Annotated in this window: 27 protein-coding genes; 14 read left to right on the top strand and 13 right to left on the bottom strand. The window is 60.1% G+C overall.

What is annotated here, in order from left to right; genetic code table 11:
- Positions 1-13: 13 nt before the first annotated feature.
- A complete protein-coding gene (locus RAK1035_RS05405) occupies positions 14-919 on the top strand; it encodes a ParB/RepB/Spo0J family partition protein (protein ID WP_037298654.1) in 906 nt (301 codons plus the stop codon).
- On the opposite strand, the gene hemW is transcribed toward RAK1035_RS05405, so the two are convergent.
- The 3 genes from hemW to rph are packed head-to-tail and all read right to left on the bottom strand — an operon-like array spanning position 916 to position 3,383.
- Entirely contained in the window at positions 916-2,103 is a 1,188-nt protein-coding gene (gene hemW / locus RAK1035_RS05400) for a radical SAM family heme chaperone HemW (protein ID WP_008282745.1), read from the bottom strand. The two genes, RAK1035_RS05405 and hemW, sit on opposite strands and share 4 nt — an antisense overlap.
- Positions 2,066-2,674 (bottom strand): RdgB/HAM1 family non-canonical purine NTP pyrophosphatase, encoded by a 609-nt coding sequence (gene rdgB, locus RAK1035_RS05395; protein WP_008282744.1) that lies wholly within the window; start codon positions 2,672-2,674, stop codon positions 2,066-2,068. The genes hemW and rdgB overlap by 38 nt, the downstream gene beginning before the upstream one ends.
- Complete coding sequence (gene rph, locus RAK1035_RS05390; RefSeq protein ID WP_008282743.1) at positions 2,667-3,383, bottom strand: ribonuclease PH; 717 nt, start codon at positions 3,381-3,383, stop codon at positions 2,667-2,669. The genes rdgB and rph overlap by 8 nt, the downstream gene beginning before the upstream one ends.
- Positions 3,384-3,499: 116 nt before the next feature.
- On the opposite strand from rph, the gene hrcA reads away from it, so the two are divergent.
- Entirely contained in the window at positions 3,500-4,564 is a 1,065-nt protein-coding gene (hrcA, locus tag RAK1035_RS05385) for a heat-inducible transcriptional repressor HrcA (RefSeq protein WP_008282742.1), read from the top strand.
- Between the two features lie 9 nt (positions 4,565-4,573).
- Entirely contained in the window at positions 4,574-5,134 is a 561-nt protein-coding gene (locus tag RAK1035_RS05380; protein ID WP_008282741.1) for a nucleotide exchange factor GrpE, read from the top strand.
- An 18-nt stretch (positions 5,135-5,152) separates the two neighbouring features.
- Here the strand turns inward: RAK1035_RS05380 and mutS are convergent, their stop codons facing one another.
- Entirely contained in the window at positions 5,153-7,786 is a 2,634-nt protein-coding gene (gene mutS / locus RAK1035_RS05375; protein ID WP_037298719.1) for a DNA mismatch repair protein MutS, read from the bottom strand.
- A 168-nt stretch (positions 7,787-7,954) separates the two neighbouring features.
- On the opposite strand from mutS, the gene RAK1035_RS05370 reads away from it, so the two are divergent.
- Positions 7,955-8,818 (top strand): ribokinase, encoded by an 864-nt coding sequence (locus RAK1035_RS05370; RefSeq protein ID WP_008282739.1) that lies wholly within the window; start codon positions 7,955-7,957, stop codon positions 8,816-8,818.
- On the opposite strand, the gene msrA is transcribed toward RAK1035_RS05370, so the two are convergent.
- The 3 genes from msrA to RAK1035_RS05355 all read right to left on the bottom strand — a co-directional run bounded on the left by msrA (position 8,809) and on the right by RAK1035_RS05355 (position 11,477).
- The gene (msrA, locus tag RAK1035_RS05365) at positions 8,809-9,477 is read right to left on the bottom strand and encodes a peptide-methionine (S)-S-oxide reductase MsrA (protein WP_008282738.1); all 669 of its coding nucleotides are present in this window, start codon (positions 9,475-9,477) and stop codon (positions 8,809-8,811) included. The genes RAK1035_RS05370 and msrA overlap by 10 nt on opposite strands.
- 129 nt (positions 9,478-9,606) lie before the next feature.
- Positions 9,607-10,245, bottom strand: a complete 639-nt coding sequence (tmpT, locus tag RAK1035_RS05360) for a thiopurine S-methyltransferase (RefSeq protein WP_008282737.1) — start codon at positions 10,243-10,245, stop codon at positions 9,607-9,609.
- A 5-nt stretch (positions 10,246-10,250) separates the two neighbouring features.
- On the bottom strand, positions 10,251-11,477 hold the full coding sequence (locus tag RAK1035_RS05355) for an argininosuccinate synthase (protein ID WP_008282736.1): 1,227 nt from the start codon (positions 11,475-11,477) through the stop codon (positions 10,251-10,253).
- 125 nt (positions 11,478-11,602) lie between these two features.
- On the opposite strand from RAK1035_RS05355, the gene RAK1035_RS05350 reads away from it, so the two are divergent.
- Both RAK1035_RS05350 and ilvA read left to right on the top strand, forming a co-directional pair.
- Complete coding sequence (locus tag RAK1035_RS05350; protein ID WP_008282735.1) at positions 11,603-12,340, top strand: hypothetical protein; 738 nt, start codon at positions 11,603-11,605, stop codon at positions 12,338-12,340.
- Positions 12,341-12,379: 39 nt separating this feature from the next.
- Complete coding sequence (gene ilvA, locus RAK1035_RS05345) at positions 12,380-13,618, top strand: threonine ammonia-lyase IlvA (protein ID WP_008282734.1); 1,239 nt, start codon at positions 12,380-12,382, stop codon at positions 13,616-13,618.
- Between the two features lie 3 nt (positions 13,619-13,621).
- Here ilvA and RAK1035_RS05340 read toward each other — a convergent pair whose 3' ends face one another.
- Entirely contained in the window at positions 13,622-13,957 is a 336-nt protein-coding gene (locus RAK1035_RS05340) for an Hpt domain-containing protein (RefSeq protein WP_008282733.1), read from the bottom strand.
- 168 nt (positions 13,958-14,125) lie between these two features.
- Here RAK1035_RS05340 and RAK1035_RS05335 point away from each other — a divergent pair, with 168 nt between their 5' ends.
- Complete coding sequence (locus RAK1035_RS05335; RefSeq protein WP_037298653.1) at positions 14,126-15,382, top strand: PP2C family protein-serine/threonine phosphatase; 1,257 nt, start codon at positions 14,126-14,128, stop codon at positions 15,380-15,382.
- On the opposite strand, the gene RAK1035_RS05330 is transcribed toward RAK1035_RS05335, so the two are convergent.
- Positions 15,357-15,800, bottom strand: a complete 444-nt coding sequence (locus tag RAK1035_RS05330) for an NUDIX hydrolase (protein WP_037298651.1) — start codon at positions 15,798-15,800, stop codon at positions 15,357-15,359. The genes RAK1035_RS05335 and RAK1035_RS05330 overlap by 26 nt on opposite strands.
- A gap of 76 nt (positions 15,801-15,876) precedes the next feature.
- Between RAK1035_RS05330 and hslO the strand changes: the two genes are divergently transcribed.
- The 5 genes from hslO to RAK1035_RS05305 all read left to right on the top strand — a co-directional run bounded on the left by hslO (position 15,877) and on the right by RAK1035_RS05305 (position 20,440).
- Complete coding sequence (gene hslO, locus RAK1035_RS05325; protein WP_008282730.1) at positions 15,877-16,875, top strand: Hsp33 family molecular chaperone HslO; 999 nt, start codon at positions 15,877-15,879, stop codon at positions 16,873-16,875.
- Positions 16,850-17,455, top strand: a complete 606-nt coding sequence (locus tag RAK1035_RS05320) for a CoA pyrophosphatase (RefSeq protein WP_008282729.1) — start codon at positions 16,850-16,852, stop codon at positions 17,453-17,455. Before hslO ends, RAK1035_RS05320 begins: the two co-directional genes overlap by 26 nt.
- Positions 17,452-18,597 carry a CCA tRNA nucleotidyltransferase gene (locus RAK1035_RS05315; RefSeq protein ID WP_008282728.1) on the top strand — a complete coding sequence of 382 codons (1,146 nt, stop codon included), beginning with the start codon at positions 17,452-17,454 and terminating at the stop codon, positions 18,595-18,597. Before RAK1035_RS05320 ends, RAK1035_RS05315 begins: the two co-directional genes overlap by 4 nt.
- A gap of 42 nt (positions 18,598-18,639) precedes the next feature.
- Positions 18,640-19,863: a class I SAM-dependent RNA methyltransferase gene (locus tag RAK1035_RS05310; RefSeq protein WP_008282727.1), complete on the top strand. Its 1,224-nt coding sequence runs from the start codon at positions 18,640-18,642 to the stop codon at positions 19,861-19,863.
- A 73-nt stretch (positions 19,864-19,936) separates the two neighbouring features.
- Positions 19,937-20,440 (top strand): L,D-transpeptidase family protein, encoded by a 504-nt coding sequence (locus tag RAK1035_RS05305; protein WP_008282726.1) that lies wholly within the window; start codon positions 19,937-19,939, stop codon positions 20,438-20,440.
- Here the strand turns inward: RAK1035_RS05305 and RAK1035_RS05300 are convergent, their stop codons facing one another.
- Positions 20,441-20,953, bottom strand: a complete 513-nt coding sequence (locus tag RAK1035_RS05300; RefSeq protein ID WP_008282725.1) for a CAP domain-containing protein — start codon at positions 20,951-20,953, stop codon at positions 20,441-20,443. It abuts the gene before it with no gap.
- 170 nt (positions 20,954-21,123) lie between these two features.
- Between RAK1035_RS05300 and RAK1035_RS05295 the strand changes: the two genes are divergently transcribed.
- Positions 21,124-21,729, top strand: coding sequence for a L,D-transpeptidase (locus tag RAK1035_RS05295; RefSeq protein ID WP_008282724.1), 606 nt, complete (start codon positions 21,124-21,126; stop codon positions 21,727-21,729).
- 144 nt (positions 21,730-21,873) lie between these two features.
- Positions 21,874-22,062, top strand: a complete 189-nt coding sequence (locus tag RAK1035_RS05290) for a hypothetical protein (protein WP_008282723.1) — start codon at positions 21,874-21,876, stop codon at positions 22,060-22,062.
- A gap of 86 nt (positions 22,063-22,148) precedes the next feature.
- On the opposite strand, the gene RAK1035_RS05285 is transcribed toward RAK1035_RS05290, so the two are convergent.
- From RAK1035_RS05285 to hemH, 3 genes are all read right to left on the bottom strand, one after another.
- A complete protein-coding gene (locus RAK1035_RS05285; protein ID WP_008282722.1) occupies positions 22,149-23,129 on the bottom strand; it encodes a glycosyltransferase in 981 nt (326 codons plus the stop codon).
- On the bottom strand, positions 23,126-24,361 hold the full coding sequence (locus tag RAK1035_RS05280; protein WP_008282721.1) for an FAD-dependent oxidoreductase: 1,236 nt from the start codon (positions 24,359-24,361) through the stop codon (positions 23,126-23,128). Before RAK1035_RS05280 ends, RAK1035_RS05285 begins: the two co-directional genes overlap by 4 nt.
- An 83-nt stretch (positions 24,362-24,444) precedes the next feature.
- On the bottom strand, positions 24,445-25,509 hold the full coding sequence (hemH, locus tag RAK1035_RS05275) for a ferrochelatase (protein WP_008282720.1): 1,065 nt from the start codon (positions 25,507-25,509) through the stop codon (positions 24,445-24,447).
- Positions 25,510-25,526: the final 17 nt, after the last annotated feature.

The raw sequence follows: 25,526 nt of genomic DNA, 5'->3' as shown, positions 1-25,526 counted from the left end.
AAGGGGATCGGCAATGACCAGCAAGAAATCTCAACCACGTGGTCTTGGCCGTGGGCTGTCAGCATTGATGGCGGATGTCACGACAGAGAGCCCGGAACGCCCCACTGATGCGCCGCGGCGTCCGGATCTGATGGTGCCGGTGGAAAAGGTCCGGCCTAATCCGAACCAGCCGCGTCGGGATTTTGATGGTGCGCTTCTCGAGGATCTGGCGCGGTCGATTTCTGAAAAGGGAATCTTGCAGCCCCTGATCGTGCGGCCCGCCCCGGACCGGGATGGGGAATATGAAATCGTGGCCGGCGAGCGCCGGTGGCGTGCGGCTCAGATGGCCAAGTTGCATCAGATTCCGGTTTTGGTGCGTGATTTCAACGATACCGAAGTGCTCGAAGTTGCCATCATCGAGAATATTCAACGCGCCGATCTCAATCCGGTGGAAGAGGCCTTTGGCTATCAGCAATTGATGCAAAAGTTTGGTCATACGCAAGAGCGGCTGGCTGACGCGCTGGGTAAAAGCCGGAGCCATATTGCGAATTCAGTGCGCCTTTTGTCTTTGCCCGATGAGGTTTTGACGTTTCTGCGTGAAGGCAAGCTGTCCTCGGGTCATGCGCGAGCGTTGATTACATTGGACGATCCTGCGGCTATCGCGCGTCAGGTTATCCAGAAATCGCTGTCGGTGCGTGAGACAGAGAAATTGGCTAAGGCTGGAATCGGTAACATCTTTAGCGACGCCGGCCGTTCAGCGAAGCCGCGCAAAGAGATCCTCAAGGATGCTGATACTCGGGCGCTGGAGGACGATCTTTCGGCCAGTTTAACCATGAAGGTCGAGATTGAGCATGTTCCCGGTCAGGAGAACGGGAGAATTACGATCCATTACGCCTCGCTTGATCAATTGGATCGCCTGATTGGCATGCTCAGCATTTAATCCGGCAAGAGATCGCGAATCACAGCATTGAGCACCGCCCGTCCTGAACGGGTGGCGCGAAGGCGGGTGTCGTGCGTTTCGATCATCCCGATGGACACCAAATGATCGACAGCGGCGGGGTCAAGAGGTTTGCCTGCGAGCCTTTCGAAACGCGCCGGATCAATTCCATCGGTGATGCGCAGGCCCATTAACAAGTATTCTACGGCCTGATCCGGACCAGACAGGCGCTCGCGTGTCTCAATCACACCGCTGTTTTCCACAGATTCCAGCCATTTGCCCGGTGCCCGATGGGCCTCGGTGGCGTATTTCTGGCCATTGTGCGTGATCCGCCCATGCGCGCCCGGCCCGATGCCGATATAGTCACCATAGCGCCAGTAGATCAGATTGTGCCGCGATTCCGCACCGGCGCGCGCATGGTTCGACACTTCATAGGCTGGCAGGCCAGCAGATGCGCAGATCTCTTGTGTCGTCTCATACATTTCTGCGGCGATATCATCCTCTGGCAACCCGCGCAGCTTGCCCGCTGCGTAGCGATCGCCAAAGGCTGTGCCGGATTCGATGGTAAGCTGGTAGAGCGACAGGTGATCCACCGCCATAGAGAGCGCGCTGCGCAGTTCCGTTTTCCAAGAGTCGAGAGTTTGATCTTGTCGGGCATAGATCAGATCAAAACTGACACGCTCAAAGTTTTCTCGCGCGATATCAAAGGCTTGCCTTGCCTCGGCCGCGCTGTGGATACGGCCCAACCGTTTGAGATCGGTGTCATTCAGGGCCTGAATACCCATAGAAATACGCGAGATGCCCGCCTGTGCGAAGGCGCGAAAGCGCCCGGCCTCGACCGAGCCAGGGTTCGCTTCGAGCGTGATTTCAGGGTCATTCGCCATAGGCCAATGGTGTTTGATCCGCTCAATAATCGCTGCCACCGTTTCCGGAGCCATCAGGCTGGGTGTGCCGCCACCAAAGAACACCGTATTGAGAACGCGTCCGGGTAGGAGTGCGGCGTAGCGATCAATCTCGGTGAGATAGGCCGCGCACCAGCGGCTCTGGTCAATGTGGCGCGCGACATGGCTGTTGAAATCGCAATAGGGGCATTTGGCCTCGCAAAAGGGCCAATGCAGATAGAGACCAAAGCCGCCCTGTTGCCAATCCTCAGCCAAAACAGCCTGCGACCAATTTACCAAACGCATCTGCGCGGTGGCTGATCCTGTTCTTCTTTGCGGGCGACATTTCGGCAAAGGTCAGATCGTGCCCAAGCGGCTGGAACATGGGATCGTAACCGTGCCCTTCTGCGCCACGTATGGGCCAGACCACCCAGCCCTCGACCGTACCTTCAAAGACCTCGTCGTGCCCATCGGGCCAGGCCAAGACCAATGTGCAACAGAATCGTGCTGTCCAGGGCTGTGGTTCTTTGCTGGCCAACAGCGCCTCATGTGCCCGAGACATCGCCTTGCCAAAGTCGCGGCCCGTCTCTGTTTCGGCCCAATCTGCCGTATAGACGCCCGGTGCGCCGTCAAGTGCGTCAATCGCTATCCCGGAGTCGTCCGAGAGTGCGGGCAGGCCTGTCGCCTGCGCCGCGGCATGGGCCTTGATCCGCGCATTGCCGACAAAACTTGTTTCTGTCTCTGCAGGCTCCTGCAACCCCATCGCGGCGGCACCAACCACATCAACGCCGTAGGGCGCCAAAAGCGCCCGAATTTCGTCAAGTTTTCCGGCGTTGTGGGTGGCAACGAGCAACCGGTCGTCGGTGAATTTACGCACCCGTCGCCTCGCGTTGTTTCGCCACCAGCTGGTCAACGCCGAGTTCGGCCAGATCAAGCAGCGCGTTCATCTGATCGCGGCTATAGGTTGCGCCTTCCGCGCTCATCTGCACTTCAATAAGGCGTTTTGTGCCGGTCATGATGAAGTTGCCATCCACTCCGGCCTCGCTGTCCTCGGGATAGTCGAGATCGAGCACGGGTTGACCGGCATAGATGCCACAGGAAACGGCTGCGACAGGGTCGATCAGCGGATCGCTGAGCACATCGCCCGCTTTCATCAGCTTTTGCACCGCCAGTTTCAGGGCAACCCAGCCGCCGGTGATCGAGGCGCAGCGGGTGCCGCCATCGGCCTGAATCACATCGCAATCCACCGTGATCTGGCGTTCGCCAAGAGCCACGCGGTCGACACCGGCGCGCAGGCTGCGGCCGATCAGGCGTTGGATTTCAACGGTGCGCCCGCCCTGTTTGCCTGCCGTCGCCTCGCGGCGCATGCGGCTGCCGGTAGAGCGCGGCAGCATGCCATATTCCGCCGTGACCCAGCCCAGCCCAGAACCTTTGACAAAAGGCGGCACGCGCTCTTCGATAGTGGCGGTGCACAAGACATGCGTATCGCCGATCTTGATCAGGCAAGAGCCCTCTGCATGTTTGAGCACCCCTGTTTCGATTGAAACGGAGCGCATTTCGCTTAGATTTCTACCTGACGGCCGCATGGCATGTCCTTTTCCTTGGTTGCCCCGAGATATATGGGCAAGCCCTCCTATGGCAACCCCGATTGACCTTTGGCCTCTGCGGTCCTTAATAGCCCAAGAGACAGGAAGCACAGCCGATGACAGACGCCGCCTCGATCCTCGAACAGCTCAACGATCGCTCGCGCGAAGTGTTTCGCCGCGTGGTCGAGAGCTATCTGGCCAATGGCGATCCGGTTGGGTCGCGCACCCTGACCCGTGATTTCAGCGAAAAGGTTAGTGCCGCCACGATCCGCAACGTGATGCAGGATCTGGAATATATGGGCCTGTTGGGCAGTCCGCATATCAGCGCGGGGCGCATTCCCACGCAAGAAGGCCTGCGGATGTTTGTCGATGGTCTGCTTGAGGTCAGCAATCTAGAGGCTACGGACCGGCAGGCGATTGATGCGACGGTCGGCAGCAATTCGCAGGATGTGGGCGGTGTGCTTGATCGCATCGGGGCTGCGCTCTCTGGTGTTACGCGGGGCGCATCGCTGGTTCTTGCGCCCAAGCATGAGGCGCCGATCAAACATATCGAATTCGTCAGTCTTGGCCATGACCGCGCTCTTGTGGTGCTGGTGTTTTCCGATGGGCATGTCGAGAACCGGATATTCACCCCGCCACCGGGCCAAACGCCAAGTTCCATGCGCGAGGCCGCGAATTTTCTTAATGCGCTGATCGAGGGCAAGACGCTCTCGGATTTGCAGACTGTGATCTCACGTCAGATTGCCGCGCGGCGGCAGGAGATTGATCAGCTTGCCCGCGACCTGATTGATAGCGGGCTTGCAGTGTGGGAAGGCGAGGGCGACAAATACGAGCGGCTGATTGTGCGAGGTCGCGCCAATCTGCTCAATGCGACCTCTGAGGAAAAGGATCTGGAACGGATTCGCATCCTGTTTGACGATCTCGAACGCAAGCGCGATATCGCCGAATTCCTTGAATTGGCCGATGAGGGGGCCGGAGTACGCATTTTTATTGGCTCCGAGAACAAACTTTTCTCACTTTCGGGTTCCTCTTTGGTGGTCTCTCCATATATGAACGCTGACCGTAAGATCATCGGTGCGGTAGGGGTTATCGGCCCCACGCGCCTCAATTACGGGCGGATTGTGCCGATTGTGGATTACACGGCGCAGCTCGTGGGTAAACTGATCTCCGACCGGAGCTAGAGGTGAAGAATGGCAGAGCCGAAAGAAGACAGCTTTCTCGATGATATCGAAGAGGCCGCCGCGCAAGAGCGCGAGCGTATGGATGACGATATGAGTGATGAAGCGGTGGAGCTTGACGCGCTGCGCGCCGAGCGGGACGCCCTGCGCGACAAGTTCATGCGCGCGCTGGCTGATGCCGAGAATGCGCGCAAGCGGTCCGAGAAGGATCGGCGCGAGGCCGAGAATTATGGCGGATCCAAGCTGGCGCGCGATATGCTGCCGGTGCATGACAATCTGAAGCGGGCGCTTGAAACCGTGAATGAAGAGCAACGTGCTGCGTCAGCGGCCCTGTTTGAGGGGATCGAGCTGACTTTGCGCGAATTGCTCAATGTCTTTACCAAGCATGGCATCACCGTGATTGATCCGCAGGTCGGAGACCGATTCGATCCGCAGCATCACGAGGCGATGTTCGAGGCGCCGTTGCCCGGCACCAAGGCAGGAGAGATCATTCAGGTCTCGACCCAAGGCTTCATGCTGCATGATCGCATTTTGCGCCCGGCGCAGGTGGGCGTATCCTCGAATCGTGGATGATGTGCGATGGGGCGGGGGTTACCCCGCCTTGTCGGCCTGTTCCTGACTAAGCGACTTCAACTCATAAATCAGTTCAAGCGCTTCGCGGGGCGTAAGCGCATCGGGCAGGATCGCGCTCAGGCGCTTTTCCACCACCGACTCGCGGGGTGGTTTGGGGGCTGGGGGCGGCGCGAGTGCCGCAAAGAGCGGTAGATCGTCGATCAGCGTTTTTTGTGCGCGGTGGCCTTCGCGGTCGCCTTTTTCCAGCGCATCGAGCACCACCCGTGCCCGCGCCACCACCGAGGCAGGGAGACCGGCCAATTTGGCGACCTGCACGCCATAGCTACGATCCGCAACGCCCCGCCGCACCTCGTGCAGGAAAATGACATCGCCGTCGTGCTCTTTGACGCTTACGGTGGCGTTCTCGACGCGGTCGAGTTTGTCACTAAGATGGGTCAGTTCATGGTAATGCGTGGCAAAGAGCGCGCGGCAGGCGTTGACATCGTGCAGATGTTCCAGCGTGGCCCATGCGATGCTGAGCCCGTCCCACGTGGCTGTGCCGCGCCCGATTTCATCAAGAATCACCAGCGCATGATCGTCTGCCTGATTCAGGATCGCAGCGGTTTCGACCATTTCGACCATAAAGGTCGAGCGCCCGCGCGCCAAATCGTCTGACGCGCCGACGCGGCTAAAGAGTTGGCTGACCAAGCCGATATGGGCGGATGTCGCAGGCACATAGCTGCCGATTTGGGCCAAAAGGGCAATGAGTGCGTTCTGGCGCAGAAAGGTGGATTTACCCGCCATATTCGGGCCGGTCAGCAGCCAAATATCGCTCTTGCCGCCCAGATCACAATCATTGGCAATGAAGGGTGCGCCGCCCTGGGAGCGCAAGGCGCGTTCCACAACCGGATGCCGCCCACCTATGATGTTGAGCGCGCGGCTCTGGTCTACGTTCGGGCGGCACCAGTTTTCAGCCCGCGCGAGATCGGCGAGAGCGGTGGTCAGGTCTAGTTCGGCCAGCGCGCGGGCGCAGTGTGCAATTTCGGCGGCGCGGTCAAGAATCTCGGTCTTCAGGGCATCATAGAGCCGCTTTTCGATCTCGAGCGCACGACCGCCTGCGTTCAGAATCCGGGTTTCCATCTCGCTCAGGGGCACGGTGGTGAACCGGAGCTGATTGGCCGTGGTTTGGCGGTGTTTGAAGGTTTCGTTCAACGGCACGCTCAGCATGCGGTCGGCATGGGTGCTGGTCACTTCGATGAAATAACCCAGCACGTTGTTATGTTTGATCTTGAGCGAGGGAATGCCGGTTTGGGTGATATAGTCGCCCTGCATTCGGGCGATCACACCGCGCCCTTCGTCGCGCAATTGGCGTGCTTCGTCGAGGTCTCTGTCATAGCCTGGCGCGATAAAGCCGCCATCGCGCGCCAGAAGCGGCGGTTCTGCGACCAGGGCCTGATCGAGGAGGTCAAGAAGGCTGTCATGACCGGTCAGACTCAGAGCTGCTTGGTGCAGAAGCGGGGGAAGGTCCGTATTGGCGAGGCGCTGGGCAATTTCCATGGCCTGTGCCAGCCCGTTGCGCACCGCCGCCAAATCGCGCGGACCGCCACGATCAAGGCCCAGGCGTGACAGAGCACGGTCAAGATCGGGCACCTTGCGCAGGGATTCGCGCAGGTCTGCGCAAATGCGGCTCTGTTCCACCGCGAAATGCACTGATTCAAGGCGGGATTGCACGGTGTCGAGTGCGCGGCTGGGGCTGGAGAGGCGACGTTCGAGGAGCCGTCCGCCGCCCGCTGTCACGGTTCTGTCGATCGTCGCAAGAAGCGAGCCGGCGCGGCCGCCATTTAGACTGTGGGTTAATTCCAGATTGCGCCGGGTGGCGGCGTCGATCTGCATGACGCGCGCCTCGTTTTCGCGGGTCGGGGGCTGTAACAGGGGCAATTTGCCCTTTTGTGTGATGTCGAGCCAGTCCACGATCGCGCCCATCGCGGCGATTTCGGGGCGCGTGAAAGACCCATAGGCGTCGAGCGTGTCAACGCCATAGAGCAGGCAAAGCCGTCGCTCGCCTGCTGTGCTGTCAAACGCGGCCTGCCCCAGCCCGGTGAGAGAAGCGCCAGATTCAGAGACTAATTCGCCGAGATTTGCAATATCCGCCTCGGTCAGCAGCACTTCGCGCGGGGCGAGGCGGGCCAATTCGGGGCCAAGCCGCGCCGGGGTCAAGGGCATGACATGAAAAGCGCCGGTGGAAATATCGACCCAAGCCAGCGCGCCCGCGCCACGCACGGTTGCAAAACTGACAAGGTAATTGTGGCGGCGTGCCTCAAGCAGGCTTTCCTCGGTCAGGGTGCCGGGGGTTACAAGGCGCACCACCTCGCGATGGACCACGGATTTCGCCCCGCGCTTCTTGGCTTCGGCGGGATCCTCCATCTGTTCGCAGACGGCGACGCGAAACCCTTTGCGAATGAGGGTTAAAAGATAGCCTTCGGCGGCATGGACCGGCACGCCGCACATGGGAATATCCTGCTCGAGGTGCTTGCCGCGCTTTGTCAGCGCGATATCGAGCGCCTCGGCGGCGGCGGCGGCATCGTCAAAGAACAGTTCGTAAAAATCGCCCATGCGATAGAAAAGCAGCGCCTCGGGATATTGCGCCTTGATCTCTAGGTATTGTGCCATCATCGGCGTGACGGTTGATCCCGTGGTATTCACCTGCGCCCCCTTGTTGCTTGAGCGACCTTACAAATCCATGCTGCGGGGTGAAAGACCAAAGCGCGATTGCGGGCGGGTGCCTGGCTGTTATCCTTGGAAAAGAAAGTTGAGTATTTGGGCCAAAAAGAAGCGGGTGGTATGATTTTCAATCTCGGGTCGATCAATGCCGATCATGTCTATCGCCTGGCGCAATTGCCGCATGCGGGTGAGACCGTCGCGGCGCAGGGCTATGCGCGGTTGCTGGGTGGGAAAGGGGCGAACCAATCGATTGCCGTGGCTCGGGCCGGGGGGCAAGTGGTGCATATCGGCGCTGTGGGCGCGGATGGCGATTGGATGGTGGAGCTTTTGTCTGCGGATGGCGTGGATGTGCGGCATGTGCGCCGGGACCAAGGGGCGTCGGGCCATGCGGTGGTTACAGTTGAGCAGAGCGGCGAGAATGCGATTTTGATCCATGCCGGGGCCAATCGGGCCTTGCGGATGCAGGATGTTGAGGCCGCGTTGGCGGAAGCGGGGCCGGGCGACTGGCTCATGCTACAGAATGAGACGAATGTGCAGGTTGAGGCGGCGCGCATGGCCCAAGACAGGGGGATGTGTGTCGCCTATTCTGCTGCGCCTTTTGATGAGGCGGCGCTGCGGGCGGTTCTGCCCCATGTCACCCTTTTGATGGTGAACGAGGGGGAGGCGGCGCAGATGACGCAGGCCATGGGTGCGGTTCAGGTGCCGATGCTCTGCGTTACGCGGGGGGCGCGCGGTGTTCTCTGGACAGAGGCAGGGTGCCGAGATGCAGTCACTATTCCGGCGCGAAAGGTTGTTCCGGTGGATACGACTGGCGCCGGAGATACCCTAGCCGGGTATTTGGTGGCTGGGTTGGCTGCGGGGCTGAACCCAGAGCGGGCGTTGCAAGGGGCGGTTGGCGCTGCCGCCCTTGCGGTTACGCGCCCCGGAGCATCAGGAGCGATCCCCCTGGCGGCCGAGGTGGCCGCGTTTCTTGGTCAGGAGTGACCGGCGAAGGGTGCATCCTTGCCCCAAAGCTCTTTGACGCGGGTATCTCTGCCGCAGGCGTCGCGATAGAGCTTGTAGGCGCTGGCTTTGGTTCGGGGGCCAAAGCGCGTGAGGATGATTTCGCTGCTTTTGTAATAATCCTGATGATAGGCTTCGGCGGCATAGAAGGGCTGAGCATTGAGAACGGGGGTCACTATTTTCTGGCCCAAGGCTGATTTTGCCTCAGCGATGGCACCCTCGGCGATCTGTTTTTCTGCGGGATCAGAGACGAAAATCGCGGTGCGATAGTTGTCACCCCGGTCGCAGAACTGACCGCCTGCGTCAGTTGGATCGACCGAGCGAAGGAACAGGTGAAGGAGTTGTGCGCGGGTGACTTGGGCGGGGTCGAAGGTAAGGCGCACGGCCTCGTAATGACCAGTGCCGCCGGATGTGACCTGTTTGTAGCTGGGGTTTTTGACCGTCCCGCCGGTAAAGCCCGACTCGGCCGCGATGACGCCCCGGACCTGTTCAAAATCTGATTCGACACACCAGAAACAGCCGCCTGCGACGATGAGCGTTTCTGTTTCTGCCGCATGGGCACGGCCACCGTGGACGCACAGGCCAACGATGATAAGCCCTGCGAGCAGCGCTGCCTTGAGTTTCCGAACATTGCTCAGCATGGTTTTAACCCTCCTGCTATTGTCAGCAACATGGCGCAATTGCAGGGAGAGGCCAAACAACGACGTCGTGAGGTCACGCGGTGTTGAGCAATGTTTCGCTTTTTATGGGGCCGTTCGGCAATAGATGGCCTAGCGCGGTGTGAGATGCAGCGCCATTTCGCGTGCGGGGCAGACGCCCTTGAGCCCGCCGGGCACGTCGAGATTGGCGAGCGTGGTGATCCGGTACTGAGTGGCGTAGTGGCGGCTCACCTCATCGAAGGTGACGCAAAACGGTGGGCCCGCCATGATCGCGGGGTTGTATTCGAAGGTTATGAGCAATTGTGGGGCTGTGGCCGTAAGGGCCACAATATGCGCGGTGTAGCGGGTGCGCATATCGGGCGGCAGCGCCACGAGCGCGGCGCGGTCATAGATTGCATCGACAGAGCCGAGCAGATCGTGGGTGAGCGCGAAAATGTCGCCCGCAAACACAGTGACGCCGGGGGCGGCATAGGCGCGAAGGGTGCCGTGATCGGTGATTTCCGGCACGGTGCCCAGCTCCTCGAAAAGCTGGCGCACGGCGATGTCACTGAGTTCCGCGCCTGCGACGCGGTAGCCTTGGGCCAAGAGCCAGGCGATATCGCGGGTCTTGCCACAGAGGGGCAGAAAAATCCGCGCGCCTGGCTTGAGACCAAGCGCGCCGATATGGGCCGCAAGCATGCGGTTTACGTCGCCTTCATGAAAGCCGATCTGCATGTTTTCCCAACGGGTATGCCAGAAATCAGCTTCCATGATCTTTAGCCTTTGAGCCTGCGGTCGCGCGCTGCAAGGAGTTTCAGGCGCAGCGCGTTGAGTTGGATGAAGCCGGCCGCGTCTTTTTGATCATAGGCGCCAGCGTCATCTTCAAAGGTGACGTGGGCCTCGGAATAGAGGCTGTGATCGGACCAGCGGCCAACACAGGACACCGAGCCTTTGTAGAGTTTGAGGCGGACGGTGCCTGTGACATGTTCCTGGCTTTTGTCGATGGCGGCCTGAAGCATATAGCGTTCGGGCGAGAACCAGAAGCCGTTGTAGATCAGTTCGGCATAGCGCGGCATGAGCGAATCCTTGAGATGGCCCGCGCCGCTATCAAGGGTGATCTGTTCGATGCCACGATGGGCCTCGAGCAGGATGGTGCCGCCGGGTGTTTCGTAGATGCCGCGCGACTTCATGCCGACAAAGCGGTTTTCGACGAAATCGAGCCGCCCGATGCCGTGTTTGCGGCCAAATTCATTGAGGTCGGTCAGGATGGTTGCAGGGCTGAGGGGGGTGCCGTTGATGGCCACGGCATCGCCGCGCTCGAAGCTGACTTCGATGAACTCGGGCGTATCGGGCGCGTCTTCGGGGCTGACGGTGCGCTGATACACGTAATCGGGGGCCATTTCGGCGGGGTCCTCAAGCACGCGGCCTTCGGAGGAGGTGTGCAGCAGGTTGGCATCCACCGAAAAGGGGGCCTCGCCACGCTTGTTTTTTGCGATCGGGATTTGGTTTTCTTCGGCGAAGGCGATCAGCTTGGTCCGGCTGGTCAGATCCCAGAGACGCCAAGGGGCGATCACCTTGATATCGGGATTGAGCGCGTAAGCGGCCAGCTCGAACCGGACCTGATCGTTGCCCTTGCCGGTGGCGCCATGGGCAACGGCATCAGCGCCGGTCATCGCGGCAATCTCGACCAGACGTTTGGAAATCAGTGGGCGGGCGATGGACGTGCCCAAGAGGTAGAGCCCTTCGTAGAGCGCATTGGCGCGGAACATCGGAAAGACGAAATCGCGCACGAATTCTTCGCGCACATCCTCGATATAGATATTCTCGGGTTTGATCCCCAGTATCTCGGCCTTTTGCCGCGCGGGATCGAGTTCCTCTCCCTGACCGAGATCAGCGGTGAAGGTCACAACCTCGCAGCCATATTCGGTCTGGAGCCATTTCAGGATGATCGAGGTATCGAGGCCCCCGGAATAGGCCAGAACAACTTTCTTGGGCGCGGACATGTCATTCCCCTTGCGTCAAATCTGGCTGGCGGAGTAGCGGCTTTTGCGGTGATGGGCAAGTGGACGCGGTTGACTGCGCCTTTGGTTGTGCTAGCGACAGCGGGCAATTGTCAAAAGGTGCGATTATGGCGGCGTGGCGTATTTTTATCCATTCAGTGCAGATGATTTTCAACAATCTGCCTCAGGTGGTCCGGATTGTGCTGGTGCCCATGGGGATCGGGATTGCAACGTTGGTCCTCTTTGCGGTTCTGGGTGTCTCGATGGACGGGACGGATACGGAGGGTGCGACGGGCGGACAGATCGCGGGGATGATCTTGTTGGCGCTTGTGCTGATCGGTCTGGCGCTCTGGGTCATTGTGGCGTGGCACCGTTTTATCCTCTTGGCGGAATACCCCCAAGGCTGGGTGCCGATGCTGCGCACGGATCGCATGCTGTCTTATATCGGACATTCGCTCTGGCTTGGCCTTGTGATGATGGGCCTGATGCTGCCCCTCTTTCTGGTGGTTGGGGTTGTCGGCGGCGTGGTGCCACTGATTGTCACGATTGTGAGTGTCGTGGTGATCGTCGCGGCCAATGTGGTGTTCTTTCGGCTTTCGACGATGCTGCCTGCGGCGGCGATTGGCAAGCCGCTTGCGTTGAAAGAGGCGTGGACCGCGACCGAAGGCAGCAGCGCCACGATCCTGATCCTTGTTCTTATTCTGGGGGTGGCGCAATTCGCGCTGCAGCTTTTGCTTGGGTTGCTGCTTTTGACGCCGGTGATCGGGGCCGTGTTGATGGTGCTGGGCACGGTGGTGTCGGGTCTGGTCAATATCAGCATTCTGACCACGCTTTACGGCTATTATATCGAAAAGCGCGCGCTCTGAGCCTTGTCAGAGGGGTGTGATTGGGGCACTGAGGCGGGCATGACCGAGTTTCAGGAAAATGCCCGCGCCGCAGAGGCCGCTATGCGCGCCGTGTTCGAGCCGACACCGCTCCAACGCAATGATCACCTGTCCGAGCGCTATGGCGCTGAAATCCTGCTCAAGCGTGAGGATCTGAGCCCGGTGCGGTCCTACAAGCTGCGCGGCGCGTTCAATGCGATGCGCAAGGTGCTGGCGGCGCGGCCAGATACGGCGACATTTGTCTGTGCAAGTGCGGGCAATCACGCGCAGGGCGTGGCCTATATATGCCGGCATTTTGGGGTCAAAGGCGTGATTTTCATGCCGGTGACGACGCCACAGCAAAAGATCGGCAAGACCGAGAAGTTTGGCGGTGACGCCGTGGCGATCCGGCTGACGGGCGATTATTTCGACGACACGCTGGCGGCGGCGCAGGCCTATTGCGCGCAGGTCGGTGGGCATTTCCTGTCGCCGTTTGACGACGAGGATGTGATCGAGGGGCAGGCATCCGTTGCGGTCGAGATCGAGGCGCAGTTGGGTGGCATGCCGGATCGTTTAATCCTGCCGGTGGGCGGTGGCGGGTTATCGGCGGGGGTGCGCAGCTATGTGGGCGCACGTGCCGCGCTGACGCTGGTGGAACCGGCGGGGGGTGCCTGTCTGGGTGCGGCGCTGGCGGCGGGGGAACCTGTGCGCTTGCGGCATGTGAACACCTTTGCCGATGGGGCGGCTGTGGCGCAGATCGGCGCACGCACATTCGCGCGGTTGGCGGATATGGACCCAAGTGCAGCGATGGTGATCGAAGAGGATCGGCTCTGCACCACGATGCTGGAAATGCTGAATATCGAGGGGATCGTGTTGGAACCGGCGGGGGCGCTGGCGGTTGATGCGCTCAAGGATATGGCGGATGTGATCCGGGGCAAGACGGTTGTTTGTGTGACCTCTGGCGGGAATTTCGATTTTGAACGGTTGCCGGAGGTGAAGGAGAGGGCGCAGCGGTTTTCGGGGGTGAAGAAGTATTTTATCCTGCGGATGCCGCAGCGGCCCGGCGCGCTGCGCGAGTTTCTGGAAATTCTGGGACCCGAGGATGATATTGCCCGGTTTGAATACCTCAAGAAATCGGCGCGCAACTTTGGGTCTGTGCTGATCGGGATCGAAACGACGCGGCCCGAGAATTTTGCGCCGATCCTGACGCGGCTGGATGCTGCCGGGTTTGAATATCGCGATATCACGCGCGATGAGGTGCTGGCCGAGTTCCTGATCTGAGCCTCAGGCGGCGATAACCCGATCAAGACCGGCCACGAATTCGGATTTCGAGTGCGCGTAACAATCGAGCACGGCGGTCAGATCAACGCTGGCACCCGCGCCCATGGCGGCGGCGCGTTCGCCGCTGTGACAGAGATCGGCAAAGGCGGTAAAGCCGAGGTTGAGTGCGCTGCCCTTGAGGAAATGCAACAGCGCCTCAAGGTTCTGGCCCGCGTTTGGCAGGCGCAGTTTCCCGATCTCGGTATCCACCTCGTCAAGGAAAAGCTCTACCACCTCGGCAAAGGCGTCTGCCCCGATTTCATCGCGCAGGTCCTGCACGCGACCCCAGTCGATCATCATCTACCCTCCGACACATGGGATCAGACTGGGCGCCAAGGGCTGATAAAGGGTTAAGCTGGGCTGGAAATTCGTGCGAATTTTAACATTCATATCCCGTTAAATCCTGTGAGCCTAGGAAGGGGGTGGACAGTGTAAAAGGTGGCCCCGGTGCGATCACGAGCGGAACAGGTGACAGGGACGGATGCGGGCGGCGGGGTGATCCAGCGCGTGCTGGTGGTGGATGACAGCCGATTGCAACGGCGTATCCTGACCGCCTCTTTGCAGCGCTGGGGATTCGAGGTGCAGGAGGCCGAGTCGGGCGAGGAGGCGCTGCGACTGTGCCGGGATCAACCGCCTGATCTGGTGATGAGCGACTGGATGATGCCGGGATTGAGTGGGCTTGAATTCTGTCGTAAATTCCGAGACTTGCAACAAGAGAGCTATGGGTATTTCATCCTTTTGACCTCTAAGAGTGACAAGGATGAGGTGGCGCTGGGCCTTGATGCGGGGGCGGATGATTTTCTGACCAAGCCGGTCAATGCCGCCGAACTGCGCGCGCGGATTTCGGCGGGGGCGCGTATCCTGCGGATGCAGCGCGAGTTGACCGAGAAGAACCGGCTGATCAAATCGACGCTGGACGAGTTGCAGACGCTTTATGATTCGCTCGATAGCGATTTGGTCGAGGCCAAGAAGCTGCAGCAATCGCTGGTGAGCGAACACTATCGCGATTTCGGCGCGGCCGAGGTGTCCTTGATGCTGCAATCGGCGGGACATGTGGGCGGCGATCTGGTGGGGATGTTCCCGATTGGGGCCACGCGCATCGGGCTATACGGGATCGATGTGTCGGGCCATGGGATCAGTTCGGCGCTCATGACGGCGCGGCTGGCGGGGTATCTGTCGGCCTCTGTGCCGGAGCAGAACCTGGCCCTGCGCAAGACCCGCGATGGAAGGTTCGTGGCACGGCCGCCCGCGCAGGCGATTGCGATGCTGAACCGGCTGATCATGTCAGAGATGGAAACCGAGCATTACTTCACCCTTGTTCTGGCGGATGTCGATCTGGAGAGCGGGCGGGTGATCCTGTCGCAGGCGGGGCACCCGCATCCGGCGTTGCAGCGCGCGGATGGCACAGTGGAATTTGTGGGCGCGGGCGGTTTGCCGGTGGGGTTGATCGACGGGGCCGAGTTTGAGCAATTCGAGGTGCAGATGGGGCCGGGTGATCGCCTTTTGATCCATTCCGATGGGGTGATTGAATGTGCGGGCCAAACCGGGGCGCTGCTGCAAGAAGAGGGGTTGGCGCATATCCTGCGGGATCTGCGGCAGACGCGGGGCATGGCGCTGCTCGAATCATTGATCTGGAAACTGTCGGATTTTGCCGGGGATGCTGATTTTGATGATGATATTTCCGGGGTACTGCTGGAATTCAAAGGCAGTGCGTTTCCCGGCTGACGAAATGCCGGTCGCCAGCGTTCCCGAGGTCACGTGCCGCTTGTTCCGGTGTGATCCAGACCGCGCGATGGCCCGGCTCGGTGGGTGGGCCCAAGCGTCGGACCGGATGGGCGCGGTAGATGATGCAGAGCTTTTCCGCCCAGAATCCGTATTCCGGCATATAGGTGAACCGGCGAAAGGCCCCGAGCCGTCGGGGCCGTGCGATCAGCCAGCCGGTTTCTTCGAACACCTCGCGATAGAGCGCCTGCACGGGTGATTCGCCGGGATCAATGCCGCCGCCGGGCAATTGCAATTCTGGCAGCGGTTCTGCCTGATGGGTCACAAGCAGCCGCCCGCGATGCGGTAGGATGGCATAGGCACCGGGGCGCAGGCGATAGGCCACATCGGGCCGGGGGCTGTCTCCGAATCGTCTGATCACGTGGCACCTCTTTTGGGGTTGGCTTGTCCTGACGGTACAGGCGCGATATGCCAAGTCGAGACCCAAAGGAAAGCCCATGACACTTGGACAGAAAATCGCTTGGGATGATACGATCCTGCCATTCCAACTTGACCGCGCGGATATTCGCGGGCGGGTGGTGCGCCTTGATGGGGTGCTGGATGGGATTCTGAAACAGCATGATTACCCGCCACAGGTTGAAGCGCTGATTGCGGAAATGGCGCTTTTGACGGCGTTGATCGGGCAGACGATCAAGCTGCGGTGGAAGCTGTCGTTGCAGGTGCAGACGCGCGGTGCGGTGCGGATGATTGCCACCGATTACTATGGGCCAAGCGAGCCGGACGAGCCTGCGCGGATGCGCGCCTATGCCAGTTTCGACGCAGAGCGGCTGAGCCATGCGCGCCCGTTCGATCAGTTGGGCGAGGGGTATTTCGCCGTGATGCTGGATCAGGGGCAGGGCACCACGCCCTATCAGGGGATTACGCCCATTGCCGGAGAGGCGCTGCGCCACTGTGCCGAGGCGTATTTTGCCCAGTCCGAGCAGTTGCCCACGCGTTTTGCGCTGAGTTTCGGGAAATCGACAGAGGCGGGCGGTGTGGAGCATTGGCGCGCGGGCGGTGTCATGTTGCAGCACATGCCCAAGGCGTCGCCCTTTGCCAATGACGGCGGATCGGGCGACGGCGGGCTGTTGCAGCCGCAGGATATTCTGGACGGCGACGATGCCGAAAACTGGAACCGCGCCAATGTCTTGCTGGATACGGTCGAGGATCTGGAGTTGATCGGCCCGTCGATTGCGCCAACGGATCTTTTGGTGCGGCTGTTTCACGAAGAGGGGCCGCGAGTTTTCGATATGCAGGCGGTGCGGTTTGGGTGCACCTGTTCGGAAGAGCGGGTGCGCAGCAGCCTGTCGATCTATTCTGCACGTGATATTGCGACCATGACCACCGAAGAGGGGATTGTGACCGCCGATTGCCAGTTTTGCGGGGCGCATTACCGGCTGGACCCGGCCACTGTCGGGTTTGAGGCCAAGGATGACGGGGCGGGGGGCAGTGACTGATCCGCTTGAGCGAGCGCTGCGCGCATTGCGGGCGGCGCGCGCGCCTTCGTCGGATTATGATCTAAATCCCGGTGTTGTTTTGCCCGAAGGGCGCAGATTGCGGGCGGCGGCGGTATTGGTGCCGGTGCGCGAGGGGCGCGTGATTCTGACCAAACGGTCCTCGAAGTTGCGGCATCATCCGGGGCAAATCGCCTTTCCGGGGGGCAAGCAGGATGCGGGCGATCCCGACATCACCACCACGGCGCTGCGGGAGGCGGAGGAAGAGATCGGGCTAGACCGGCGCAGCGTTGAGGTGCTGGGGTTTCTGCCCCGGCACGAGACCGTGACCGGCTTTGACGTGACGCCGGTTCTGGCGCGGGTGCATGGGGCGTTCGAGCCGCGGGCCGAGCAGGGCGAAGTCGATGAGGTGTTCGACGTGCCTTTGGCGCATTTGCTAGAGTTGGGCCGATATAGGGTCGAAAAGCGTCGCTGGCGGGGGGATTGGCGGCGCTATTATGCGGTGCCCTATGGCCCCTATTACATCTGGGGGGCGACGGCGCGCATTCTGCGTAACCTGGCGGATCTGGCGGAGCCGGAATGAAGGTTTCTGGCGCATGGATCGAGGATAAGGCGACGCAGGCGGTCTGTGCCATGCTGACCGAGGCGGGGTATCAGGCGCTGTTTGTCGGCGGCTGTGTGCGCAACGCGCTGTTGGAGATGCCGGTGGGGGATATTGATATCGCCACCGATGCCCGGCCCGAGATGGTGATGGAGCTGGCCCATGCGGCGGGGCTAAGGCCGGTGCCGACGGGCCTTGAACATGGCACGATTACGGTGGTTTCGGGTCACATTGGCCATGAGGTTACGACCTTTCGCGAGGATGTGCAGACCTTTGGTCGTCATGCGGTGGTGGCCTTTGCCAACGATCTGCGCACCGATGCGCGGCGGCGCGATTTTACGATGAATGCGCTTTATGCCCAGACTGACGGTGCCGTGGTCGATCCTTTGGGCGGGTTGGAGGATTTGCGCGCGCGGCGGGTGCGATTTATCGAGGATGCCGATCAACGGATTCGCGAGGACTATCTGCGTATTCTGCGGTTTTTCAGGTTTCATGCCTGGTATGGTGATCCCGAAGGCGGGCTTGACGCCGAGGGGTTGGCGGCCTGTGCTGGCAATGTCGAAGGGATTGTCGGGCTGTCGCGCGAGCGTGTGGGGGCGGAAATGCGCAAGCTGCTCGCCGCACCTGACCCGGCACCGTCTGTGGCCGCGATGCAGGCGACGGGAGTGTTGGCTGTGGTTCTGCCCGGAAGCGATGCGCGCGCCTTGCCGCTGTTGGTGCATCTGGAATCAGAGACAAACACAGCCCCAGACGCGATTCTACGGTTGGCCGCGCTGGGTGGAGAGGCGGTTGCGGAGCGGTTGCGCCTGTCGCGGGCAGAGGCGCGGCGGCTGGATAGTTTGAGGGGCGCGGCGGCAGACATGATGCACGCGGCAGAGTTGGGCTATCGCCACGGGATCGCGGAGGGGCGCGCGATCTTGCTGTTGCGCGCGGCGCTGCTGGAAAACACCTGGCAGGCGCGCGATGCCGAGGATTTGGCGAAAGGGGCCAAGGCAAGGTTTCCAGTGACAGCGGCAGACCTGATGCCAGAGTATACCGGCCCCGCGTTGGGTGAACGGTTGCACGCGTTGGAGCGGCGCTGGATCGAGTCGGGGTTTGCGCTGACACGCGACGATCTGCTGTGAGCGGGCTTTTATAGCGGCGCGGCGCGGGGTAAAGGCGCAGGCATGAGCGAGCATGACATCATACGGTTGGGGCATCAGGGCGACGGCATTGCCGAGGGGCCGGTGTACGCACCTCTGACCCTGCCCGGTGAGCGGATTTCGGGCACTTTGAACGGTCAAACCCTGACCGATGTGCGCATTCTTTTGCCATCCTCGGATCGGGTGAGTGCGCCCTGTCGGCATTTCCGATCCTGTGGCGGATGTCAGGTGCAACATGCGTCTGACGGGTTTGTTGCGTCGTGGAAGCAAGAGGTGGTGCGCGCGGCGCTGGCAGCGCATGGCATCGTGGCTGAATTTCAGCCGATCCATACTTCGCCACCGCGATCCCGTCGGCGGGCAACATTTGCTGCAAAACGCACGAAAAAGGGGGCGATGGCCGGGTTTCATGCCCGTGGCAGCGATGTGATCATTGAGGTCCCTGATTGCCATCTGCTGCATCCCGAGGTGATGCGCGGCCTTAGCGTGGCCTGTGATCTGGCCGAGACAGGCACGAGCCGCAAGGCGGCGCTGGCGGTCAGCGTCACGCGGTCTTTGGTTGGGTTGGATGTGGCGGTTACGGATGGCAAGCCGCTGGATGGACCATTGCGTGTTGCCTTGGCGGCTTTGGCTGAGCGGCATGATCTGGCGCGGCTGGCCTGGGAGGACGAGGTTGTGGTGACGCGGCGCGCGCCGGTGCAGGTGTTTGGCGGGGCACGGGTTGTGCCGCCGCCGGGTGCATTCCTGCAAGCCACGGCAGAGGGTGAAGCGGCGCTTTTGGCGCAAACAGAGACTATTTTGGCGGGGGCGCGGCGGATCGTTGATCTTTTTGCTGGCTGCGGCACCTTTGCCCTGCCTTTGGCGCAGCGGGCGCAAGTACATGCGGTTGAGGGGGAGGCCGAGATGCTGGCGGCGCTGGATGCCGGACGGCGTGGGGCTGCGGGGCTCTATCCGCTGAGCACAGAGGCGCGTGATCTTTTCCGTCGACCGCTCTTGGCGGATGAGTTGGCGCGCTATGACGGGGCGGTGATTGATCCGCCGCGTGCCGGGGCCGAGGCGCAGATTGCCGAGATTGCCCGCGCGCGCCTGCCCCGGCTGGTCTATGTGTCCTGCAATCCGCTGACATTTGCCAGAGATGCCAAGACCCTGATTGCGGCGGGCTATGTGATGGGTCCGGTGCGGGTGGTGGATCAATTCCGTTGGTCGACGCATGTGGAATTGGTGGCCGGATTCACACTGAATAAGGCGTGAACGGAGCAATTTTTCTACCAAGCCCCGCAATTTTTTTGGTATTAGAATCACGAGCAGTGAGCGGATAAAAACAATGAAATCTAACAGACGGTTCGTGTTGCTGGCGGGGCTGAGCGCCTTGGCAGCGTGTGGCAGGCAGGATTCTAAATTTCGCACCTATCGTGGCCCCGATGTGACGCGGGTGATTGTCAACAAGGGTGAGCGAGAGATGTTTCTCTTGCATCACAATCGCACGCTGGAGCGGTACAAGGTTGATCTTGGCTTTTCGCCTTCGGGGCATAAGCAATTCGAGGGGGATGGGCGCACGCCGGAGGGCGAGTACCACATCGACCGGCGCAATCCCAACAGCGCGTTTCATCTGTCGCTTGGGATTTCCTATCCCAATGAGGCGGATATTGCCTATGCCAAGGCCTTGGGCAAATCACCGGGTGGAGATATCTTCATCCATGGCGAGCCGAACGCACTGGCCTTTTTAAGCCCAGATTGGACGGCTGGCTGTATCTCGGTCAAGAATCGCGAGATGGAGGATGTCTATGCCATGGTCCGCGACGGGACGCCGATCACCATCAATGCGTGATCAGGTGCCGAGGATCATTGTCCACCAGATCTTGCCGCCATCCTCTTGAAGCCAGGAAAAGCCCATTTTGCGCGCCTCGGGAGAGAGGATCACGCGGCGCGTGCCCTCTTGTTCCATCCAAGCGGCGAGGGTTTGAAGCTCTGTCTCGTAGGTTTCCGAGATGGTTTCGCCGACGAGGGAGCCAGAATATCCAACGCGACGCACGCGGTCGAGCGGCGAGGAGCCATCTGAGCCAAAGTGCCAAGGGCGATTCTGCACCGACATATCGCGCGAATGGGTTGCGGCGGCGGCGGTGAGGGCAGAATCAAGTGTGAGCGGCGGCTGACCGGCGGCCTGACGCAGAGAATTGACCGAATCGAGCATGCGGAATTGCACCTCGGAGGTCTGGCCCGCTGCGATTCGGTAGACACGCGGCAGCGGTTTGCCATCCGAGCCCAATTGTGGTGGGGGCGGTGCGGCGCAGGCGGAAAGAGCCAAAAGAGCCGAGACCAACAGGATGTAGAGACGCGCCATGATGCAGAACCACCCGAAAATTGTTTAGACCTCTGCTTTAGCCCGGCTTGCGTTGCGATTCAAACCCACATGCGCAGAACATCGCGCGTTGTGACTTTCTTGATTTGCGGCGGAAATCTTGGCACCCTATACCTTACGGATCATCGGCTTGCCTGACTGGAGTTTCTCACATGACCCATGACTCTCGGATTTCGTGGAACCGGCGCACGTTTCTGACCGGAGCAGCGGCGTTGCTGGGTGCCCCGGCACTTGCGCAAGGTGTGGACGGTGCGGATACCGTCGAACTGGAGCGTGGCCTAGAAGAAGAAACGGTGCGGCGCAATATCTCCGGGTTCCGGATGCTGGATTGGCGGCCCTATTTTTCGAACCTGAACAACGGGGCTATTCTGGTCGATATCGACTCGCGCGCGGTGCATTTCTGGAGCGCGGATCAGTCGGTTTATAAACTTTACCCATCCTCGGTGCCGCTGACCGACGATTTGACGCGGCGTGGCCGCACATCGGTGGTACAAAAGGTGGAGGGGCCAAGCTGGCGCCCGACGCCCTCGATGCTCAAGCGCAATCCGGAATGGCCGGCCTTTGTGCCGCCGGGGCCGGATAATCCGCTGGGCACCCACGCGCTTTATCTGAGTTGGACCTATTACCGCATTCACGGCACCCATGACACGCGCAAAATTGGGCGGCGGTCGTCGAATGGCTGTGTCGGACTTTACAACGAGCACATCGCGGAATTGTTCTCTTTGACCAAGGTTGGCACGCAGGTGTTGCTAATTTGACGAAAAAGAGGCGATTTGTTGGGTGGCGGACCCAAGATAGAATTGCAATCGCTCTGGATTGCTGATTAGAAAATCTTACGAGGTTAAGTCTTGGGTGCTTGGCGTTGTATATTGCAACGTCATGCCAAAATCTGGAGGATAATCATGAAGAAACTCGTTCTCGCTGCTGCCCTGAGCGCCGCTGCTTCGACCGCTTTTGCAGGCAACCTGTCGGAGCCCGTTATCGAGGCACCGGTCGTTGTTGAAGAAACTGCTGCAAGCTCGTCCGCAGCTGGCGTTTGGGTTCCGCTGGTTCTGCTGGCAATCGTCGCGGCTGTTATCGCTGCTGACTAAGTCCGGCAACGGCACCAAAAGAAAAGGCAGTGGGAAACCACTGCCTTTTTTTGTGCCTGATTGGGATTGGTTCCAGACACGGGCAATTACTCTGTCCGTCTTTGCGCAGCGCGGTCAAACCACCTAAGTTGCTCAGCCACGCATGGGGTTAGCGGGTGATCTATCGAGGGCAGGTAAGAGCGCAGCGATGCCAGTGATGCGAGTTCGGCCTTGTCCAGCCCCGGTGTCACAAAGGAATGGCGTCGCATGAGCATCGCGGCGCGAAACGCCAACTCAGCCAAAAAAACCTCATCGCTGGTGGGTTTGAATGTCGACATCATCCGCCGCATCCGAACCTCAAGCGCGTGGCAATGTCTCTTCCAAGCGTTCAAACGGTCTTCTACCGTCCAGTCTATGGTGCGGGCCTTTGAGGCAGACATTCGTTCTTGTGGCTGAAAGACCCGTTTGCGATAGAGCGCTTTTGGAACATGAATTACTGGCCCGGCCTCTAGAAGACCGAGGGCGTATTCCGCCTCGACTGCAAATCCGCCCCATAAATCTGTTGGGAAACCTTGGGTCACTGCGATGGCGCTTTGGCGCGTCACGCCGCGCCACGGCATGGCATGGGCCCCCTGCACCATAAAGCGGATCAGATGTGTCATCCGATCCTCGCCCTGCGGCAAGGCCACCGATCTAAATCCGGTTATCCCATTGGCGTCAAACATCGTCATATCGCCATAAGCAACCGATGCCTTTGGGTGTTCAGAGACCAAAGGAAAGAACGTTGCGAGATAGTCGGGCGCCCAAATGTCGTCATGGGGGAGGGGGGCATAGAACGGGGTTTCTACCCGTTGCAGCAGCGCGTTGAAGTTTCCTGCCCATCCCAGACGTCGGGGATTGGTAGAGATATTCACGCGCGGATCTTCGCGAAACGGCTCTAGCGCCACCTCTGTGCTGTCTTTATCCCCTTCTGATGGGTCGATGGCGATCTCGACACGAAAATCATCGAAACTTTGCGCCAAGACGGAGGACACCGTTTCGCCGATGAAGGCACCGGCCTGATAGGCGGGAATACATACGGTGATCACGCATCAAGCCCCATCTCAGACAACACGCGCAAAGCTGCCTCTTCTCCGTATTTCGGTGCCATAACGTATTTGCCGGTGTTGATCGAGTGATACCTTGGCAGGCTTGTCACACCTATTTCTGCCCGGCTGTGCAATCCGCTGTTGGGATCGGTGATGCCAGAGGTGCCCCAGGCTGAAATGTATCCGCCCCGCACCTCGAAATCGTTTGTATACTCCGCAAGCGCGTTACCGTAGCCGGGCATATAGCGCGCGAGGGCCGCGATACTTTGTTCGGTGATGTGCCGAGCTGTGCTGGGCGTTATGCAGACCGGTGCCGGATCAGGTGCCAGCGCGACTTCGCTTTTCAACATACCTGCCGGATACCAGCTTGCGTAAACCCTGTCTCCGTATGCGACCGTGTCGCCGTATTCGCCAATCACAAAGGTCACGTTGGGTGTGCGCTCTGCAAGGTCTTTGCTCTGGAGATGCAAGCCGCATTTGAAGCGATGCAAGGCTTGGCGCGGTGGCGACAGGTTTAGACACCGGTCAAGCCGCAGCCGCTGTTCCCAGCTTGCGTTGATGACTGCGCCGAATTTCTCGCGCAGGCCATCGGCCCCCCATGTTATCACCAAGTGATCATCTTCGCGGGTGATCCCTGTGACTTCGGCCTTTGTCCGCGCTTCCACCAGAGGCTGCGCGCCAAGGGCAGATAACAAAAAGGGCCGTTTCGTCCTTGGAGAGCTTGCAAGCTCGTTGGTTTCCCATGCCGCTGAAATTTCGGTCGTGTCGAAGAGGGCGCCCAATTCGCTTGTGTTAAGAGGGCGCAAGCGCAGGTCGCGTTTGCATATCAGGTCTGCTCCGCAAGAATCGGCTTCCTCCTGAGTCTGCGCAAGATGGGCTGCGACCCCGTCCTTGGGCACCATGCTGTCACGGGGGCAGGCGTAGAGAAACGGTTTTTCTGACAGTCCGAGACCGGCCTCGGGTATCCAGCGTGTCAAGATTGGCCGAAAACGCACCGCCCCTGAGAGAAGCCGCCGCGTTGTCGTATGGCTGGAATCGAGCACATAGGTATATCCTAGGTGGATTTTGCCCTCGCATACGGCACTTGCGCCGGAAAAGAGCGTTTCATTGCGCTCGAACAGCACCACCCGGAGCCCGGCATCCGCAAGGCGCATCGCTGCTGTTATGCCTGCAAGCCCGCTTCCGATCACTGCAACCGGGCCGCCCGTAATCGTCGCGCTGCGATACGACATTTTTACCCTCGCCATAAAAGAGGCAGTTCAGGTGGGACCACCAAGATCACCGCATCCGGGCACTGCCAAGGCGCGGGCTAGCTTTAATCGAGCCAGCCTTTGAGGTTGGTTTCTACAATGGAGGAGAGCGCCTTGATATGGGCGTCATCGTCGTTGAGGCAGGGGATATAGGTGAATTCTTCACCGCCGGCCTCTTCGAAACTTTCGCGGATTTCCTCGTTGATCTCTTCCAATGTCTCGATGCAATCGGCGGAAAAGGCGGGGGCCATCACCGCGATGCGCTTTTTGCCATCTTCGCGGGCCAAGCGGGCCACTTCGTCTACGGTATAGGGCTTGAGCCATTCTTCGGGGCCAAAGACCGACTGAAACGTTGTGGTGATCTCGGTATTTTCCCAACCCAGCCGCTCTTTGAGCAGGCGGGTCGTTTTCTGGCATTGGCAATGATAGGGGTCGCCCTGCATCAGGTAGCGTTTCGGCATGCCGTGATAGGAGACCACAAGGATCTCTGGCCGCTTTTCAACCTCTGCGTAGGCGCGTTCGACTGATTGCGCGAGCGCCTCGATATAGAGCGGGTTCTGAAAATAGGGTTCGACCACGCGGGCGATGGGCTGCCATGTCTCATCCATCAGGGCGCGAAAGAACTGATCATTCGCGGTGGCCGAGGTGGCACCGGCGTAATGCGGATAGAGCGGAAAGAAGAGAATGCGGGTGCAACCCGCCTCGACCATCTGGCGCACTTTGGATTTGGTTGAGGGATTGCCGTAGCGCATACAGAAATCCACCATGACCTGATCGCCATAGCGCTCCTGCATCGCGGCGGCCATTTTGGTGGTCTGGTCGCGGGTGATGGTCATCAGGGGGCTTTCGCCCTTATCCTCGTTCCAGATGGATTTATAGGCATGCCCGCTGGTAAAGGGCCGCTTGGTCAGGATGATGAGCTGCAAGAGCGGCTGCCATTTCCACGGGCTGTAGTCGATCACCCGGCGGTCCGACAGGAACTCGTTGAGATAGCGGCGCATGGGCCAGTAGGTGTAATGATCCGGTGTCCCGAGATTGGCCAAGAGCACACCGGTTTTCGCGCGCGGCACCTTGGGGTGATCGGCGGCGGCGTGTTCTGGGCGGGCGGCATCATGGCTGGCATCAAGCATGGCTTGGTCATTCCTGT

Origin of the sequence: Roseovarius sp. AK1035, assembly GCF_003288315.1 — a bacterium.
Classification (GTDB): Bacteria; Pseudomonadota; Alphaproteobacteria; order Rhodobacterales; family Rhodobacteraceae; genus Roseovarius; species Roseovarius mucosus_A.
Note: the sequence above shows the minus strand (reverse complement) of the source record. Positions and strands in the feature narration are given on the sequence as shown.